Annotated in this window: 16 protein-coding genes; 1 reads left to right on the top strand and 15 read right to left on the bottom strand. The window is 37.1% G+C overall.

Going from position 1 to position 16,121, the window contains the following annotated elements:
* Positions 1 to 24: 24 nt before the first annotated feature.
* The 7 genes from yihA to rpsO form a co-directional block, all read right to left on the bottom strand.
* A complete protein-coding gene (gene yihA / locus BN1206_RS03850) occupies positions 25 to 615 on the bottom strand; it encodes a ribosome biogenesis GTP-binding protein YihA/YsxC (RefSeq protein ID WP_013437667.1) in 591 nt (196 codons plus the stop codon).
* Positions 605 to 1,876, bottom strand: a complete 1,272-nt coding sequence (gene clpX / locus BN1206_RS03845) for an ATP-dependent Clp protease ATP-binding subunit ClpX (RefSeq protein ID WP_014565742.1) — start codon at positions 1,874 to 1,876, stop codon at positions 605 to 607. The genes yihA and clpX overlap by 11 nt, the downstream gene beginning before the upstream one ends.
* 130 nt (positions 1,877 to 2,006) lie before the next feature.
* Positions 2,007 to 3,338, bottom strand: coding sequence for a trigger factor (tig, locus tag BN1206_RS03840; protein ID WP_014565741.1), 1,332 nt, complete (start codon positions 3,336 to 3,338; stop codon positions 2,007 to 2,009).
* Positions 3,339 to 3,485: 147 nt separating this feature from the next.
* Positions 3,486 to 4,676, bottom strand: coding sequence for an elongation factor Tu (tuf, locus tag BN1206_RS03835; protein ID WP_014565740.1), 1,191 nt, complete (start codon positions 4,674 to 4,676; stop codon positions 3,486 to 3,488).
* A gap of 188 nt (positions 4,677 to 4,864) precedes the next feature.
* Entirely contained in the window at positions 4,865 to 5,698 is an 834-nt protein-coding gene (locus tag BN1206_RS03830; protein ID WP_052542933.1) for a tetratricopeptide repeat protein, read from the bottom strand.
* A gap of 5 nt (positions 5,699 to 5,703) precedes the next feature.
* A complete protein-coding gene (locus BN1206_RS03825) occupies positions 5,704 to 7,509 on the bottom strand; it encodes a ribonuclease J (protein WP_052542932.1) in 1,806 nt (601 codons plus the stop codon).
* A gap of 142 nt (positions 7,510 to 7,651) precedes the next feature.
* The gene (rpsO, locus tag BN1206_RS03820) at positions 7,652 to 7,921 is read right to left on the bottom strand and encodes a 30S ribosomal protein S15 (RefSeq protein WP_013437661.1); all 270 of its coding nucleotides are present in this window, start codon (positions 7,919 to 7,921) and stop codon (positions 7,652 to 7,654) included.
* Positions 7,922 to 8,120: 199 nt separating this feature from the next.
* Between rpsO and rpsT the strand changes: the two genes are divergently transcribed.
* On the top strand, positions 8,121 to 8,378 hold the full coding sequence (gene rpsT / locus BN1206_RS03815; RefSeq protein WP_013437660.1) for a 30S ribosomal protein S20: 258 nt from the start codon (positions 8,121 to 8,123) through the stop codon (positions 8,376 to 8,378).
* Positions 8,379 to 8,446: 68 nt separating this feature from the next.
* On the opposite strand, the gene holA is transcribed toward rpsT, so the two are convergent.
* The 8 genes from holA to BN1206_RS03775 form a co-directional block, all read right to left on the bottom strand.
* A complete protein-coding gene (holA, locus tag BN1206_RS03810; protein WP_052542931.1) occupies positions 8,447 to 9,436 on the bottom strand; it encodes a DNA polymerase III subunit delta in 990 nt (329 codons plus the stop codon).
* The gene (locus BN1206_RS03805) at positions 9,433 to 11,718 is read right to left on the bottom strand and encodes a DNA internalization-related competence protein ComEC/Rec2 (RefSeq protein WP_052542930.1); all 2,286 of its coding nucleotides are present in this window, start codon (positions 11,716 to 11,718) and stop codon (positions 9,433 to 9,435) included. The genes holA and BN1206_RS03805 overlap by 4 nt, the downstream gene beginning before the upstream one ends.
* Complete coding sequence (locus BN1206_RS03800) at positions 11,687 to 12,370, bottom strand: helix-hairpin-helix domain-containing protein (RefSeq protein WP_013437656.1); 684 nt, start codon at positions 12,368 to 12,370, stop codon at positions 11,687 to 11,689. Before BN1206_RS03800 ends, BN1206_RS03805 begins: the two co-directional genes overlap by 32 nt.
* A gap of 73 nt (positions 12,371 to 12,443) precedes the next feature.
* Complete coding sequence (locus BN1206_RS03795; RefSeq protein ID WP_013437655.1) at positions 12,444 to 13,478, bottom strand: SepM family pheromone-processing serine protease; 1,035 nt, start codon at positions 13,476 to 13,478, stop codon at positions 12,444 to 12,446.
* Positions 13,462 to 13,956 (bottom strand): pantetheine-phosphate adenylyltransferase, encoded by a 495-nt coding sequence (gene coaD / locus BN1206_RS03790; RefSeq protein ID WP_013437654.1) that lies wholly within the window; start codon positions 13,954 to 13,956, stop codon positions 13,462 to 13,464. The genes BN1206_RS03795 and coaD overlap by 17 nt, the downstream gene beginning before the upstream one ends.
* Positions 13,956 to 14,507 (bottom strand): 16S rRNA (guanine(966)-N(2))-methyltransferase RsmD, encoded by a 552-nt coding sequence (gene rsmD / locus BN1206_RS03785; RefSeq protein ID WP_052542929.1) that lies wholly within the window; start codon positions 14,505 to 14,507, stop codon positions 13,956 to 13,958. Before rsmD ends, coaD begins: the two co-directional genes overlap by 1 nt.
* Entirely contained in the window at positions 14,507 to 14,848 is a 342-nt protein-coding gene (locus BN1206_RS03780; RefSeq protein WP_014565733.1) for a YlbG family protein, read from the bottom strand. Before BN1206_RS03780 ends, rsmD begins: the two co-directional genes overlap by 1 nt.
* Entirely contained in the window at positions 14,845 to 16,029 is a 1,185-nt protein-coding gene (locus tag BN1206_RS03775; RefSeq protein ID WP_014565732.1) for an FtsW/RodA/SpoVE family cell cycle protein, read from the bottom strand. Before BN1206_RS03775 ends, BN1206_RS03780 begins: the two co-directional genes overlap by 4 nt.
* Between the last annotated feature and the right edge of the window lie 92 nt (positions 16,030 to 16,121).

Below are 16,121 nucleotides of genomic sequence, written 5' to 3'. Positions count from 1 at the left end.
GCATTGCTCTTTTGAGCAACGCTTTTATTGATTGATCTTGTCTTCAATCCAATCTCCTAATTCAGCTACATGTAATTTAGTGACTGAACTAAAAGTTAAGACTGTTACGTGATCATAATTAAGATCTAAGTTCTTTTTCAAACCTGACATCACTTTATTGGTTTGGCTCTTCTTGATTTTGTCCATTTTCGTGCAGACAACTAGAATTGGGATATTTAGATATTGGGCATATTCATACATCGCAATATCATCCTTAGTCGGTTCATGACGACTATCGATCAAGATGATCAACCCTTTTAGATTAGGTCTTGTCTCCAAATAGTCTTGGATCATTTCGCCAAATTCTTGTCGTCTTTTTTGGGAAACTTTAGCATAGCCATATCCTGGAACATCCACTAAGTAAAATTCATCATTTACTAGATAGAAGTTAAGGGTTTGGGTCTTACCAGGCTGTGAAGATGTTCTAGCCAAGTTTTTACGTTTAAGCAGGGTATTAATCAAGCTAGATTTTCCTACGTTCGAGCGGCCCGCTAACGCGATCTCAGGTAAATTATCCTTAGGATATTGACTTTCCTTTACAGCACTAACTGCATAACTGCTGCTTTTAATTATCATTGGCACTTACCTGAGAACTTTCGACGTCGTCTGAATTTTTACGAACAACGCGTGGTTTAGCATGTTTAGTTATTACGTCTTTTGTAACTTCAACTGATTCAATATCTTCTTCACTTGGAGTTTCATACATAATGTCCATAATTGAGTTTTCAATAATTGTTCTCAAACCACGAGCACCCATGTTTCTTTGAATAGCCAAATCAGCAATTGCCTTTAAAGCACCATCAGTAAACTTAAGGTCAACGCCATCAAGTGAAAGAAGCTTCTTATATTGCTTTACCAAGGCGTTCTTTGGTTCAGTCAATACTCTTACTAAGTCTTCACTGTTAAGCTTGTCCAAAGTAGTAATGATAGGAATTCTACCGATAAATTCTGGAATCATACCAAACTTAACCAAATCAGCTGTAGTCAAATGGCGAGTCCAATCATCAGCATCTACCTTATCAGCTTCGTTTTCAGCACCAAAGCCGATTGTCTTCTTGCCAAGACGATTCTTTACGATTTGTTCAATTCCGTCAAAGGCACCACCAACAATAAACAGAATATTAGTAGTATCCATCTTAATCATTTCTTGTTGTGGGTGCTTACGACCACCCTGTGGTGGAACAGATGCGATAGTACCTTCCAAAATCTTCAAAAGAGATTGTTGTACACCTTCACCTGATACATCACGAGTGATTGAAACATTTTCTGACTTCTTAGAAATCTTATCAATTTCGTCGATATAAATGATACCGCGTTGAGCACGTTCAATATCGTAATCTGCGTTTTGAAGCAATTTTAGCAAGATGTTTTCTACGTCTTCACCAACATAACCCGCTTCAGTTAAAGTAGTTGCATCGGCAATTGCAAAAGGCACATTCAAAATTCGTGCAAGAGTTTGTGCCAAATAAGTTTTACCTGAACCGGTAGGTCCAATCATTGCAATGTTAGACTTTTGTAATTCAGTTGATGAATCGACATCCATTTGACTGATTCGCTTGTAGTGATTATATACAGCAACTGACAACACTTTTTTAGCACGATCTTGACCAATTACATATTGATCAAGTTGCTTCTTAATTTCAACTGGTTTAGGTAATTCACGAGCTGTCTTAAGAGAATCTGCTCGTAATTCATCGTCAATAATTTTTTTAGCCAAGTCAACACATTCGTTACAAATATAAACGCCGTTACCGGCAATCATTTTCTTGACTTGGTCTTGAGTTTTACCACAAAAAGCGCATTTAATCTCTTCTTGTTCTGTAAACTGATTTGCCATTAACTTTTCCTCCTATATCTACCAAAAATTAGATTATCATACTTTAACTAAGATTGATAAATATTAGGCTTAAAAATCAAAAAAAGCGGCCTAAAGCCGCCTTTTTTTGAGGAATCAGCAATAAATTTTATTACTTGTCTTCCTTATTATCATCTAAGTCTTTTGCTTCAAGCTTTGCCTTAGCAACTTGCTTAGCATTATCAGTAATAAGATCCATAGCCTTACGTACAGTGATGTCGTGACTTAACATATCATCAGTTAAGGTGTTACGTACAGTCTTTTCATCCATGTTGTATTCAGAAGAAAGGTCCTTGATTTCCTTATCAATTTCGTCCTTAGTTGCCTTAAGGTCTTCTGCATCAACAATAGCTTCAAGAACTAAGTTAGTCTTAACTCTTTCAGCAGCGTTCTTAGCAAATTGTGAACGTAATTGTTGTTCGTTGGTGTTAGTCAACTTGTAGTAAGTTTGAGGATCGATACCTTGACGTTGCATGTTGCCCAAGTATTGGTTCAATTGAGTATCAACATCTTCTTGAATCATTGCGTCAGGAATTTCATCAACAGTAGCGTTCTTTACAGCACCTTCGATAGCAGCTTCTTGGATTGCGTCCTTAGCAGCTTCTTCCTTTTGTGCCTTCAAGTCCTTCTTGATCTTGTCCTTTAATTCGTCAAGAGTATCTACAGAGTCATCAACGTCCTTAGCAAATTCATCGTCTAACTTAGGAAGTTGCTTTGACTTAACTTCGTGGATCTTAGTTGCGAAGTGAGCTTCCTTACCTGCTAAGTCCTTTGCGCCGTAATCCTTAGGGAAGGTTACAACAACATCAACGTCGTCACCTGCTTCGTGACCAATAAGTTGATCTTCAAAGCCTGGGATAAATGCACCTGAACCTAATTCAAGTGAGTAGTTTTCAGCTGAGCCGCCTTCAAATTCCTTACCGTCAATAGTACCCTTGTAGTCGATAGTTACAGTATCGCCTTTTTCTGACTTACCCTTCTTAAGAACAAGTTCAGCGTTTTGTTCACGACGCTTGTCAAGTTCAGCATCAACGTCCTTTTGGTAAATACGAGTATTTTGCTTAGGAACTTCAATACCCTTGTAGTCGCCTAACTTAACTTCTGGTTCTACAGTAACAGTAGCCTTCATAGTCCAGTCCTTACCCTTGTCCATTGATACAGGAGTAATTTGTGGTTGACCAACTGCAGCAATACCTGCTTCCTTAACAGCAGCAGAATATGCATTTGGTAATACGATGTTTAAAGCATCTTCATATAATGCTTCTTCACCGTAGTATTGATCAAAAATTACACGAGAAACGTGGCCCTTTCTAAAGCCAGGAACACGCAAGTTTTTCTTTACTCTTCTAAATGCTTGGTCTAAACCTAATTTAATTTCATCTTGTGAAATATCAAAAGTAAGTTCACCGGTTGTCTTACCGGTTTTTTCCCATTTTACAGACATTAATAAAATACCTCCAATGTCAAGTTTGAGTTTGCTTCTTGCATACTAAGTTATCTTACCTTAAACTAGCACAAAAAACAAATATCTAAAAGAAAAAAGATGCGCTCCAGTGAAGAAGTGCATCTTTTTTTACTATATCGTTAGAAATTAGTCAAGGATTTCAGTAACCTGACCGGCACCAACGGTACGACCACCTTCACGGATGGTGAACTTAGTACCCTTTTCGATGGCAGCTGGCTTAATTAAGGTAACAGTGAATTCAGTGTTATCACCAGGCATAACCATTTCAGTACCTTCTGGCAATTCGATTTCACCAGTAATATCAGTGGTGTGGAAGTAGAATTGTGGACGGTAGTCTGAGAAGAATGGGGTGTGACGACCACCTTCGTCCTTCTTCAAAACATAAACTTGACCCTTAAACTTCTTGTGGGTTTGGATTGAGCCTGGAGCAGCCAACACTTGACCACGAACAACTTGGTCACGGTCGATACCACGAAGCAATACACCAACGTTATCGCCGGCTTCACCTAAGTCCAAAGTCTTGTGGAACATTTCCAAACCAGTAACAACTGACTTAAGAACCTTGTCTACCAAACCAACGATTTCAACTTCGTCACCGATCTTAACAGTACCACGGTCGATACGACCTGAAGCAACAGTACCACGACCAGTGATAGTGAATACGTCTTCAACTGGCATTAAGAATGGCTTGTCAGTTTGACGTTCTGGAGTTGGGATGTATTCATCAACGATGTCCATCAACTTCAAGATTTGTTCTTGAGCTTCCTTGTCGCCTTGCAAAGCCTTCAAAGCTGAACCACGAACAACTGGAATATCGTCGCCAGGGTAATCGTATTCAGTTAACAAGTCACGAACTTCCATTTCAACTAAGTCGATCAATTCTGGGTCGTCAACCAAATCGCACTTGTTCAAGAATACTACGATGTAGTTAACACCAACTTGACGAGCAAGCAAAATGTGTTCACGAGTTTGTGGCATAGGACCATCAGTTGCAGCAACAACTAAGATAGCACCATCCATTTGTGCAGCACCGGTAATCATGTTCTTGATGTAGTCGGCGTGGCCTGGAGCGTCCATGTGAGCGTAGTGACGATTTTCAGTTTCGTATTCTACGTGGGCGGTGTTAATAGTGATACCACGTTCCTTTTCTTCTGGTGCAGCATCGATTTGTGAGTAATCTTCAGCCTTAGCCAAACCCTTTTCAGCTAAAACAGTAGTAATAGCCGCAGTTAAAGTGGTCTTACCGTGGTCAACGTGACCGATAGTACCAATGTTTACGTGTGGCTTAGTTCTAACGTAATGTTCTTTTTCTGCCATTAAAATGACCCTCCTGTAAATTTGCAAGAAGTCCGTTGAGATAAGTTAACGGATAATTCTCTGTTGAATATTGTACTACTTTCTTCGGCAAATGCCTAGTAAAAAAGCTTAAGCTAACTTGCCTAACGAAAATATCCTTTGCTAATTATACTAAATAGTTCAAAAAAGTAAACCTTTTTTGCTTATTTTTATTTAGGTAAGTGCTGATAAATCTTATTAAACAATTTTTGGTGACTGCGGCCCTCTTTAGTTTGCAAAAAAGATACCAAATCACTAGCAAAGCTATCTGGTTCATCGACATATTTCTTCACTTTAGGATATAAACTACCAACAACCAAATTAGTTTCTCCAATCATTAATGGTAATTGACTTGGATTATGCGCAAAGCGCGAACCGACTGCAGTAATTATTTCTCGATATGCTGGTTCCTTCTCTAATAAAAGCGTCTCTGCAGGAACAAATTCTTCTAAATTATCAACAACCCAAATTTTAAATGAATCCTTTAAACCCAATCGTACTAAATCTTCACACAGTGCCAATCGTACGGCAAAATCTGGTGTTGGATCTAAAAGTATACTTTGAGTAAAGGCCTTAAAATTAATTAGATTTAATTTATGCAAACTTTCAAAATCAGCCTGATTAACCTGCTTTTTCTGTTTAAATTTTTGCATAATCTGTTGCTGATCTTCTTCAGAAACCGGCTCTACCTTAACCGGCAAATCCAATCCCGTAATATGTTTCAGCTGCAAAGCTTCTATTAAAAAATGATTTTTTTGCAGAATTTTGCAATAGGTTTGATAAACTCGCTGATCTGAAAAAAGATCAGGCTCTTCTTTAATTAAAGCGTATGCCTGATCTTCTTGTTTATTAGCGCAATATAGCTCACAAAGTTGAAGAATTACATCTAGAGAATGTTCTCCTCGCAATGCTTCTTCTAAATTCTGAATAGCCGCTTCAATATCGCCTTTGCGCTTATTTTCTTCAGCAAGCTTCAATAAGTTTTTTTGACTAATTGACGTCATAGATCTTATTTTTCCTTGCTCTTAGTATTTTCTTTCTTTTTATTATTTGTTTGACGTTTAGAGTTTGACTTCTTGGCAGTATTATTGGTCTTGTTGTCATTTTGCGTCTTTTCATTGCGTTTTTGCATAGCACGATGACGGTTTTGGTTTACTTCCATGACAACTGGCAAAATTACTGGACGACGGTTAGTTCTCTTGTATAAAAACTTCTCCAAATCGCCACGAATGTCTTGCTTTAACTCTGTCCAATCAAACTTCTTATGTTCAAAGTTATTGTTGATTGCCTTCTTGATTACTTCAATTGAGTCGTTCATCAATTGACGGTTAGCCTTGATATAAACAAAGCCACGGCTAGTAACCTTAGGTTCCGCAATAATCTTTTTCTTCTTACGATCGATAGTTACAACCGCAATAAAGATACCATCGTCTGACAAAACTTCACGGTCACGCAAAACGATGTTACCAACATCACCAACGCCTGAACCGTCAATCATAGTGTCTTCGCCTGGAACTGGATCAGAAAGATAGAAATGCTTCTTCTTAAAGTCGTAGTCCAAGCAATCACCATTCTTGGTAATGTAAATATCCTTTGGATTCATGCCAGCCTTAACAGCTAAATCACGCACGATTTCAAGCAAACGATATTCACCAATTACTGGGATCAAGAATTTTGGCTTCAAAGTATCAATCAACAATTGAATATCACGACCAGTAGCGTGACCACTGGTATGAATGTTGCGGCCAAGTTGAATAACGGTACCACCAGCCTTATAAACCAAGTCACTGGTTTCGGCTACCATCGTTTCAACAGAGTGAGATGGTGTAGTTGCAATGAAGACTAAGTCGCCCTTATGAATAGTGATCATACTGTGACGCTTTTTAGCCATCTTTTGCAAAGAATTCAATGGTTCACCCATTCGACCAGTTTCCAAAATTACAGTCTTATTATTAGGAACGGTCTTTAAATCCTTAACACGCATCAAGAGGCCATCTGGTACGTCCAAATAGCCTAATTTCATTGAAGTTCTTACGATCTTAGCTAGGTCACGACCAGTAAGCAATACTCGCTTGCCTGTTGCCTTAGCCGCATTTAAAACCTCTTGTACACGATTCAAGTTTGAAGCCTTGGCAGCAACGATAATTCTGCCCTTAGCGTTTCTAAATACGTTAGTAACAAAATTACCGATATCTTGTTCAGAAGCATTAGGGAATGATGCTTCTGCATTAGAAGAATCACTTAAAAGTGCGAGTACGCCTCTGTGTTCAATCTCTGCCAAGCGATCCATATCAGTATGATAATTCTTAGCTGCTGTTGGATCGAACTTAAAGTCACCAGTATAAACGATTTCGCCTTCTGGAGTATGTACATCAATACCAAGTGAATCTGGAATTGAGTGTGTAGTATGGAAGAAAGAGATACTTGCATTCTTAAAATCAATTTCAGTATCAGCATCGATTACATGGAACAAACTATTCTTGCAGTGCTTGTTCTCACGTTGAACTTCAATCTTGGCAAGTTCGATACTTAATTGTGAACCAAACACTGGAATATCATACTTTCTCAAGATGTAAGGCAAAGCACCAATTGAGTCAGCATGTCCGTGTGTAATAAAAATACCTGCTACTCGATCTCCATATTGTTCAAAGAAATCCATATCAGGAATTACGACATCGATACCAAATAAAGAACTATCAGGGTACTTTAATCCGGCATCAAGGACAAAAATTTCATCATTAACTTGAACGGCAAACATGTCTTTCCCCTGTTCACGCACACCGCTCAAGATCATAATCTTAAGTTGATTAGCCATTATATTTCCTTTTCTATTTAAATATTCAATTTTCTTATGGATCAATTGATCACAACGTAAAAATAATCTGTTTCAATTTTAGCATAAACAAGGAAACAAAAAAAGCCAGCCAAGTGGCTGACTTCTTCTTTTATCGTTAGAATTAACGACGAAGACCTAACTTCTTGATCAATTCACGGTAACGGTTAATGTCGTTATCTTCTAAGTAACGAAGTAAGTTACGACGGTGACCAATCTTCTTAAGCAAACCAACGTATGAGTGGTGGTCGTGCTTGTGGTTCTTCATGTGTTCAGTCAAGTTGTTGATGTCTGCAGTTAAGAGAGCAACTTGTACTTCAACAGAACCAGTGTCACCTTCGTGAGTTGCGTATTCTTTAATAATGTTGTCTTTTTCAGTCTTTGAAATTGCCATAAAAAACTTCACCTTTCATATAAATAATTGCCACTAACAACGTTTATCGTCGGCGTGAGCAAATAAACAGCGTTAATGGTTCACGAAAATTATGATACACATTATTTTTTCAAAAAGCAAGCATAAATTACCTTGCATCAAAGATGCTTCTTAAGTATAATGTATGAAGTAAATTTCTAAATCATTGGAGGTGAATTTCATGCCACAAATCAAATCAGCTATTAAACGTGTTAAGACGCAAAACGCTGCTAAAGAACGTAACGCTTCTGAATTAAGCAAGTTAAGAACTGCTGTTAAGAAATTCAAGAACGCTGTTGAAACTGATAGTAAAGAAGACGTCTCCAAGTTGCATTTAGAAGCTGTTCGCGCTTTGGACAAGGCTGCTTCAAAAGGCTTAATCCACAAGAACAAGGCTGCTCGTGACAAGAGTCGTTTAAACAAATTAGCAAACAAGTAATTAATACTTATTACTAATCAAAAAAGAGAGAAGATCATAATTTATGATCTTTTCTCTTTTTTTGTTTTCTACACGTTTAAAACGAATAGTTTCAAGAAATTATCTTCGCGATAAGTACCATTCTTATAATTGAATTCCAAATCAATGGCATCTCGCAACAATTTTTCTAATTTACTAATCTTCACCCTATTTTTCAAAGCCAACTTAACTCGATATGGGTGAACGCCTAAATCTTTAACTATTTGTGGCTCACTGCGACCTCTTTGAGCTAAAATTTTAACTACTAACAACAGTTCAAGCTGATTTTCAAAGACAGCCAGCAATTGAATTGGAGACGTTCCTTCTCGTAATTGATTCTCCAATCGATCAACTGCTTCTTGATAATTTCGATTAAGAGCTGATTCCAAAATTGCAAAAATATTTTGTGCCAGTGACAAATCAACATTTTGCATGACGGACTTTTCAGTAATCTTGTTATCAGTAGCTGTCATCTTCAATTTTTGATAATTGCTCAGCACAGTATCCATCACTTGGTCGCTGCGCTCAATCAGAAGCTGCAAAGCAGATTGCGTAATTGTGTAACCTTCTGCTTTAATCAGTGCTTTAGTAATTGCACCTACTTCATAAGAACGGATTTTAGGTTCTACTACGTTGAATTGTTTTAAAACAGTCTTGGTGAGTTTTTTACGTCGATCCAGTTTTTCATATGAAGCTACAATTACGATCGTATCTTCTAAATCTGACAAATTCTCAAAAATCTTTATCAAGTCATTGATTTGCTTTTGATACTTTTTAGGTACTTTGGCTGTCAAAAAGAATGGATTTTTAACCATAATCAGTTTTTGTTCACTAAACAAACTTGATTCAGTCAAACTAGCAATCAGTTCGTCTAGCCCATCCGTTTCGCAGTCGATAATTACGTGTTCGCAGTCTTTAAATTGATCCTCTTTAGCATAAGACTTAGCGAGATAGTCATTGACAAAATCATCTTCACTCCAAATTAAAGTATGCGGATTATTATTATTATTTGTATTTTTAAATAAGGACAGTAAGGTCATTTTTTACCCCGCTTCAAAAAGCAATTAAATTCTGGTTCTTTCATTCCACCATAATACCAGCTAATCATACCACAGTCTTGAGTTGAAACCCACGGTATTTGTTGGTTGGCCAGTGTCGTCAAGGTTTCCTGATGCGGATGACCAAAACGATTATTGCGCCCGGCTGAGATAAAGACCTTCTTAGGATGAATCGTCTGCAAAAACTCCGGCTTAGAGGATGTCTTACTGCCATGGTGCCCTAACTTGAAATAATCTACATTAAGAGTCATCTTTTGCATTATTTCACTTTCTCCATCTTGACCCAAATCTCCTGTAAAAAGCCAGTTTTTATTAGCTAATCTAAAAAGCAAACTCAATGAATCCTCATTTTTACCTTCACCTGCTTGATAAGGATAAACGACATTGAACGTAATCTGTGGTTCCTTCACCTGCATCCCTGCTAGCAGTTCCACTAATTTAGTATTTTTAATTCTGCCATCAATTCTTTTTTGAAAAGAAGGATTCTTAAGCAAACCTTGTGCCATAAACAATTTCTTTACCTTAATCTGTTCCAATAATGGTCCTAAATCTCCCACGTGATCGGCATCTTGGTGAGATACAAACACGCCATCCAGACTATTAATTCCCTGGCTTTTTAAAAACGGGATCGTAATTCGATTGATCTGCGGTGTTACTTTTTTACCACTAAAATTAAGCTTGCCTCCTGTATCAATTATGTAGGCTCTGCGTGGAAAAGGTGTAGTAATCAAAATACTGTCACCCTGCCCTACGTCAATGAAGGTTACCTGCCCGCGCAATGGAAAATGAATCATGCTGAAGAAAACTGCATAAAAAACAGTTAAAGTTAGGCCGATCTTTTTACAATTAAAACTCCACTCTGGCTTTTCTCTTAAAGCGATAATTAAGGCAATTGACACTATCAGCAAAAGTAAACATTGCCACCAATTAATTTGACCAAAATCAAGCAAGCCCAATTTAGTTTGCGAAAGTCGTTCAATGAGTTGCTCGCCTAATTCCAATATCTTTTCAAAAAATGGTGCTAGCCGTTTAGTGAAACCAAAAGTTAAGACGTTAATGAATGCTAACGGCATAACAACCCAGTTGAAATATGGCACAACCAGCATATTGAATAAAACGGTCAAAAAGTTGATCTGATAAAAGAATAAAAGCAAAAGCGGCGTCAATAATAAGTTAAGCAAAACCGATTGCTTCAGCCCGTTAAATGAATCAGTCAATTGCAACCCCAACGCCAAAATATAACTTAACAGCGCACCGGCAGCCATAAATAATCGCGGTACAAATAGCAGATGAATAATACAAGTTAGGCCTAATAAATCAACTTGTGTGATGTGCAATCCTTTGTACTTGCTAACTCTACCTAAAAAATAAGTTAAGCTTGCACGGACAGAACCAGCTTGACCACTACTTAAAAAGATTCCCAATAATAGAATTATTACGCAAAACAAAAATGTTTCTTCATCGGTCATCTTTAAACTGTAACAAATCGTACTGATGATCAAGACATAGATACCAACATGCAAACCCGAGATACTTAACAAGTGAATAACGCCTAAATCGCGATAATTATTCAAATTTTCTTGATTCTCTTGCGCATTGTTTTCACCCAAAACCAATTCACTGGCAAAAAAGCCGAGCAACTGTGGCATCGTTTTAAAATATTTCTGCAGACGATAGCGCAATTGATGTAGTTTTCCTATTAAGTCAGGACGAAGAACACTCATTTGCATGCTAGTAAATTTAACTCTTTGAAAAATCTTTTTCGCTGCATAATAATTCTGATAATTAAACTCGCCAATATTCGTAGCCGGCTCAATCGGTTCACACTTACCTTCAATCTGACTCATTAAAATTGGTTGTCCGGTTTTTAATAGTCTTTTTTGTTCATCGTTAATTTTGCCAGCAATTAAAATATCTCCACCTTTAAAATGACCAGTACCTGACAGAAAATCATCCTTAACGCGAAGCTGATCAGGATAAATTGTTAGCTGACTTTGGCTATTCAAATTAAAATTTGTAGTTTTTTTATTCAAGAATGCAATCAAGCTAAAAGACAATAGAATCAGAACTATGATCTGCATATTAGCACTATATTTTTTGATTAATAAAAATAGAAAATATAGGCTAAACAAAAGACAAACCATTTTTTGAACTAATGAATCACTGGCAAATAGCCAAAAAGAGATTGCTACTAAAAGCAAGGCCAAAATCAGATAAAAGCCTGCATCATTTCTAAACAGCCAATTGGTCTTTGAGACTTGCAAAAGTCTTTTCTCCTATTCCAGATACCTGCATTAAATCTTCGATCTTTTTAAAAGAACCCTTTTGTTCACGATAGGCAATAATTTGTTCTGCCTTCTTTTCACCAATTCCCGTTAATTTTTGCAGATCGGCCGCATTAGCTGTATTTAAATTAACTTTTTCACCACTTCCTTGCTGTGATGAGCTTGAATCACCACTAGTAGCACTTGCTTGACTCTCAGTACCAGCCGTAGCCGCATTTTCTACTTTCTCACCTTTATAAGGGATATGAATTTTATCCTGGTCTTTTAACAAGACAGCGCGATTGATTGCCTTTAATTGGGCTCTACTAGTCGTTCCGCCCGCAGCTTCAATTAGCTCCTGCAATCTGGCACCATTTTTTAATGTATAGACCCCTTCATGTTTTACTGCTCCTGAAATATCGCAAGTTACAGTTTTTGATTCACTAGCAGAAGAATTGCTTGCCATATTCGCTACATCAGTACTAGATGAAGAACTGCTATTTTTCTGCATCAATTGTGTATTATCTGTTTCAGTATTTTTATCAGTACTATCCCCTTTTCTAAAATAAAAAAAGCCCACTAAAATAATTCCTACTGCAATCAAATACACCTTCTTTTCGATTGCAAATTCCTTTATTTTTTCAAAATTCATATAATTCACCTCTACTATTTATTACGCAAAAAAAGCCCAGAATTTTTTCTGGACTTTTATTTTTTATCTTTTTCTAATAATGTTTCTTTAAATAGTTGAGTGCATCATCAAAATTAGCGACAGGAACAATTTTCATTTTAGTATGAATTTTCTTGGCAGTTCGTTTGGCTACCGCATAATTCGTCTGACTCTTCTTAACATCAGTTGAGTCTGTTGGAGCAAAGAAGACTTCTGCACCTTCTCGACTAGCGGCAACGACTTTCTTGTCAACGCCGCCAATGATACCAACCTTACCATTTGGTGCAATTGTACCTGTTCCGGCAATCTTGTGACCATGACTTAAATTCTGCTTGGTAAAGACTTCATAACTTTCTAGTGTGAACATTAAGCCAGCAGATGGGCCACCTATCTCACCAGCATTGATTGATAGTTTAGGCTTAGTTTTAACTTCTACGTGTTCTACCAATTGAATACCGATGCCAGGTTTATTAGTCCCTTTAACTTTGACAATCTTACCGGTAAACTGCTTTTTCTTTTTACCTCTTAGAACAGAGATTGTTACAGGGCTACCTATCTTTTGTTTACGTAAATACGTCATCATTTCTTCAGTTGAATGGAAACGATGACCATTGGCACCTAAAACCGTATCGCCAATTTGGAGTTTGTTCTTAAAGCTAGAACCCTTTTGTACCTCCATTACGTAAACGCCAAGATATTTTAAGCTATGCTTTTTACCAGCTTTTTTAGCCGCATAATATATTGCATTTTGTTGGCTAGTTTCCATATACCAATTTTGCAATTCATTATATTGAGCGCTTGTCTGACCGCCTAACAGCTCTTTGCTAGGCACACGATCATTATGCGGTCTAGTATAACTCCACAAATATTGCAAAATCGAAGCCGGCCGGCTAGTAATGCTTACCGTTACCAGATAAAAGTTATTGGGTTTCTTATTGGGTGATTTAATAAATTGTCCTACAGGAACCGCCTCACCCGGTGACTCAATATAATAATCAGTTGGCCAAAAGGCCAAAAACGCAACGGCTATGATTGCAATAATTGTAATTAGCCAATTGCGTAATCGATGAGATTTATTTTGATTGTTCATGATTTAATTTCTTCCTTAGTGCTTTAGCAGCCCTCTCCGGCAAAAACTGGTGCACGTCTTCGTCAAAACGAGCCAATTCCTTAATCATGCTTGAAGCTACAAAAGAATTTTCTGGACTGCTAAACAGCAAAACTGTATTAATATCAGGAGCTAATCTTTTATTAATGCCAGCAATTTCTTGCTCATAACGAAAATCAGCACTATTGCGGACGCCGCGAACGATGGCCCTAGCATGTAATTCATGTGCCAAATTAACGGTTAACATATCTGGTTTATCTAGCACCTCAATATTAGGAATATCCTTTAGTGCATCCCTAATAAAATCAGCCCGTTCTTTTGCCGTAAATAAATAATGTTTAGACGTATTGGTCATCGCTACAACGTATACCTTGTCGAAGATCTGAGCGGCCTTCTTAGCGGTTTCTACATGACCATTGGTAATTGGATCAAAGCTTCCTGGAAAAAGTGCGACAGTCATTATTTATCCTTTCGATAAATTCTTACAATTGTTTTGCCTAAATGATGCTCCTTAACTAAAGAGAAGCCCTCAATTGGTCCTAATTCGGTGTGATCATCAGTTTCAGCAACGACAATTGCATCATCATTTAGCAAGCCTAATTTATTTATCTGTAACATATCCTTAGCAATTTTTTCTTTTGCATAAGGAGGATCCAAAAATACTAAATCAAATTTTAGTTCTTTTTCCGCAAACAGCTTTAAGGCTGCTGAACTACGCATATTGTAAATATCAAAGCGATTTTCTTCCTTAGTTAATGCGACGTTCTTTTTAATGATTGAACATGCTGCATGGTTAATATCTACTAAGCTAGCGTGATCACAACCTCTTGATACAGCTTCAATTCCTAAAGCACCACTACCAGCGTATAAATCAAGTACATTGCCGCCATTGAAAAATTGTCCCAATGAATTAAACAAGGATTCTTTTACTTTATCGCTAGTTGGTCGCGTACGATTACTCTTTAAAGTAAATAAATTTCTCTTAGCATATTTTCCTGAAATAATTCTCATTACATCTGATCCTCATTTTTTTCTTGTTCTAACTGCAGTTTTTCCTCAGCTGCTTTAGCCATCTCGGTTATCTGCTTTTCAATGTGTTCGCTATTCAGATTAACTTCATCTTCAGCTGATATTTCTACATAAGTAACAAAATCAAGACTAGCAATTTGTCTTTGCATTTCTTTAGCTTCTCTACGGTTAACATAAAGCATGCAATATTTCATTTTTTTAGAGAAATAAACAATGTCACCATAGCGCCGTAATTTGTATTGATCACTTACTGATTTTAAATAAATAATCAGTGCAACGCGTTTAATTAAATGCGTACCTTCAATTTCTTTATTTATACTCATGCGACCATTTCATCCTTTTCTTGTAACATTTTTTCGTTTGCGGAGACATTCAGGACTAAACCAACTGCAGCTGTCAAAACGATCATTGATGAACCACCATATGAAATAAACGGCAGCGTTACCCCAGTAATTGGCAATAAGCCCAATACCGCACCAATATTGAATAAGGCTTCTGTGAATAGAATTGTGGCAACACCAAAGCAGATCAGAGCGTTAAATTGTGAACTAGCATTGATGCCCACTTCCATGATTTCCCACATTAAGTAGAATAAAAGTCCTACCAAAAGAATCGTGACAACGACACCAAGTTCTTCAGCGGTAATTGACAAAATGAAGTCAGTATAAGGTTCTGGCAAATAGCCGCGTTTTTGCATACTGTTTCCTAGTCCTACGCCAAATAAACCACCATTATGAATTGCATAATATGAGTTAACTAGCTGGGCTCCACCTTTTCTTTCAAGCTGGAAGGGATGCAAAAATGACATTAGTCGTTGGAATTGATAACTTTCTTGCAAGAATTTTGGATTCCAAGTAACGACAATAATAAATACTATGCCGACAAAGATTGCAATACCAACTAACCAAGTTAAAGCTAATCTGGTTGGCACACCTGAAACTGAGAACATAACCAAAGTGATCATGAACAAAATAGCTGTACCACCAAAGTCAGGTTCCACAATTACCAAGCACATCAAGAATGCTGACAAAATGGCAGGGTGAGAAAGATTGCCTTTAATTTTTCCTCTTACAAACTTCCCATCTCTTCTGTCCAAAACATAGGCTAAATAGATAACCAATGCCAGTTTTGTTACTTCCAGTGGCTGCAAATTAATAAAACCTAAGTTGATCCAACCCACGGCCCCATTAACTTCCGCTGAGCTAACATGGGCAAACTTCAATATTACCAACCAAAAAAGCATCAGAATACAAAGTATTAGAAAGCCTGCCACAAATTTTGGATTTTTGATGACTTTTAGTTTTACTGCAAAAAACGGTACACCAAAGCCGAAGAATGCAGCTACAGCATAAATTGCCTGTCTTATTCCATAAACATCTGGTTTAAAACCATTAACTAATAAAATATCAGAACTAGCTGAATATACCAAAATTACTCCGATTACTACCAAAATTAAGTAAGGGATAAAAATTCGGTAATTAAGATAATTTAATTTTCGACGCACGAGCGTTGCCCCTTTATGTGAAATTACTTTTTAATTATAAAACAAAAAAGTCATCGCTTCTATTAAGCAATGACTTTTTAGCAATTATGTAA

This window comes from Lactobacillus sp. OTU4228, assembly GCF_001006945.1.
Lineage (GTDB): Bacteria > Bacillota > Bacilli > Lactobacillales > Lactobacillaceae > Lactobacillus > Lactobacillus amylovorus.
The sequence above is the reverse complement of the archived record's forward strand: the minus strand, read 5'-3'. Positions and strand labels throughout refer to the sequence as shown.

Bases quoted from the DNA above. Each gene is read 5' to 3' on its own strand.
- yihA (WP_013437667.1), bottom strand. From the start codon at position 615: ATGATAATTAAAAGCAGCAGTTATGCAGTTAGTGCTGTAAAGGAAAGT.
- clpX (WP_014565742.1), bottom strand. From the start codon at position 1,876: ATGGCAAATCAGTTTACAGAACAAGAAGAGATTAAATGCGCTTTTTGT.
- tig (WP_014565741.1), bottom strand. From the start codon at position 3,338: ATGTCTGTAAAATGGGAAAAAACCGGTAAGACAACCGGTGAACTTACT.
- tuf (WP_014565740.1), bottom strand. From the start codon at position 4,676: ATGGCAGAAAAAGAACATTACGTTAGAACTAAGCCACACGTAAACATT.
- BN1206_RS03830 (WP_052542933.1), bottom strand. From the start codon at position 5,698: ATGACGTCAATTAGTCAAAAAAACTTATTGAAGCTTGCTGAAGAAAAT.
- BN1206_RS03825 (WP_052542932.1), bottom strand. From the start codon at position 7,509: ATGGCTAATCAACTTAAGATTATGATCTTGAGCGGTGTGCGTGAACAG.
- rpsO (WP_013437661.1), bottom strand. From the start codon at position 7,921: ATGGCAATTTCAAAGACTGAAAAAGACAACATTATTAAAGAATACGCA.
- rpsT (WP_013437660.1), top strand. From the start codon at position 8,121: ATGCCACAAATCAAATCAGCTATTAAACGTGTTAAGACGCAAAACGCT.
- holA (WP_052542931.1), bottom strand. From the start codon at position 9,436: ATGACCTTACTGTCCTTATTTAAAAATACAAATAATAATAATAATCCG.
- BN1206_RS03800 (WP_013437656.1), bottom strand. From the start codon at position 12,370: ATGAATTTTGAAAAAATAAAGGAATTTGCAATCGAAAAGAAGGTGTAT.
- BN1206_RS03795 (WP_013437655.1), bottom strand. From the start codon at position 13,478: ATGAACAATCAAAATAAATCTCATCGATTACGCAATTGGCTAATTACA.
- coaD (WP_013437654.1), bottom strand. From the start codon at position 13,956: ATGACTGTCGCACTTTTTCCAGGAAGCTTTGATCCAATTACCAATGGT.
- rsmD (WP_052542929.1), bottom strand. From the start codon at position 14,507: ATGAGAATTATTTCAGGAAAATATGCTAAGAGAAATTTATTTACTTTA.
- BN1206_RS03780 (WP_014565733.1), bottom strand. From the start codon at position 14,848: ATGAGTATAAATAAAGAAATTGAAGGTACGCATTTAATTAAACGCGTT.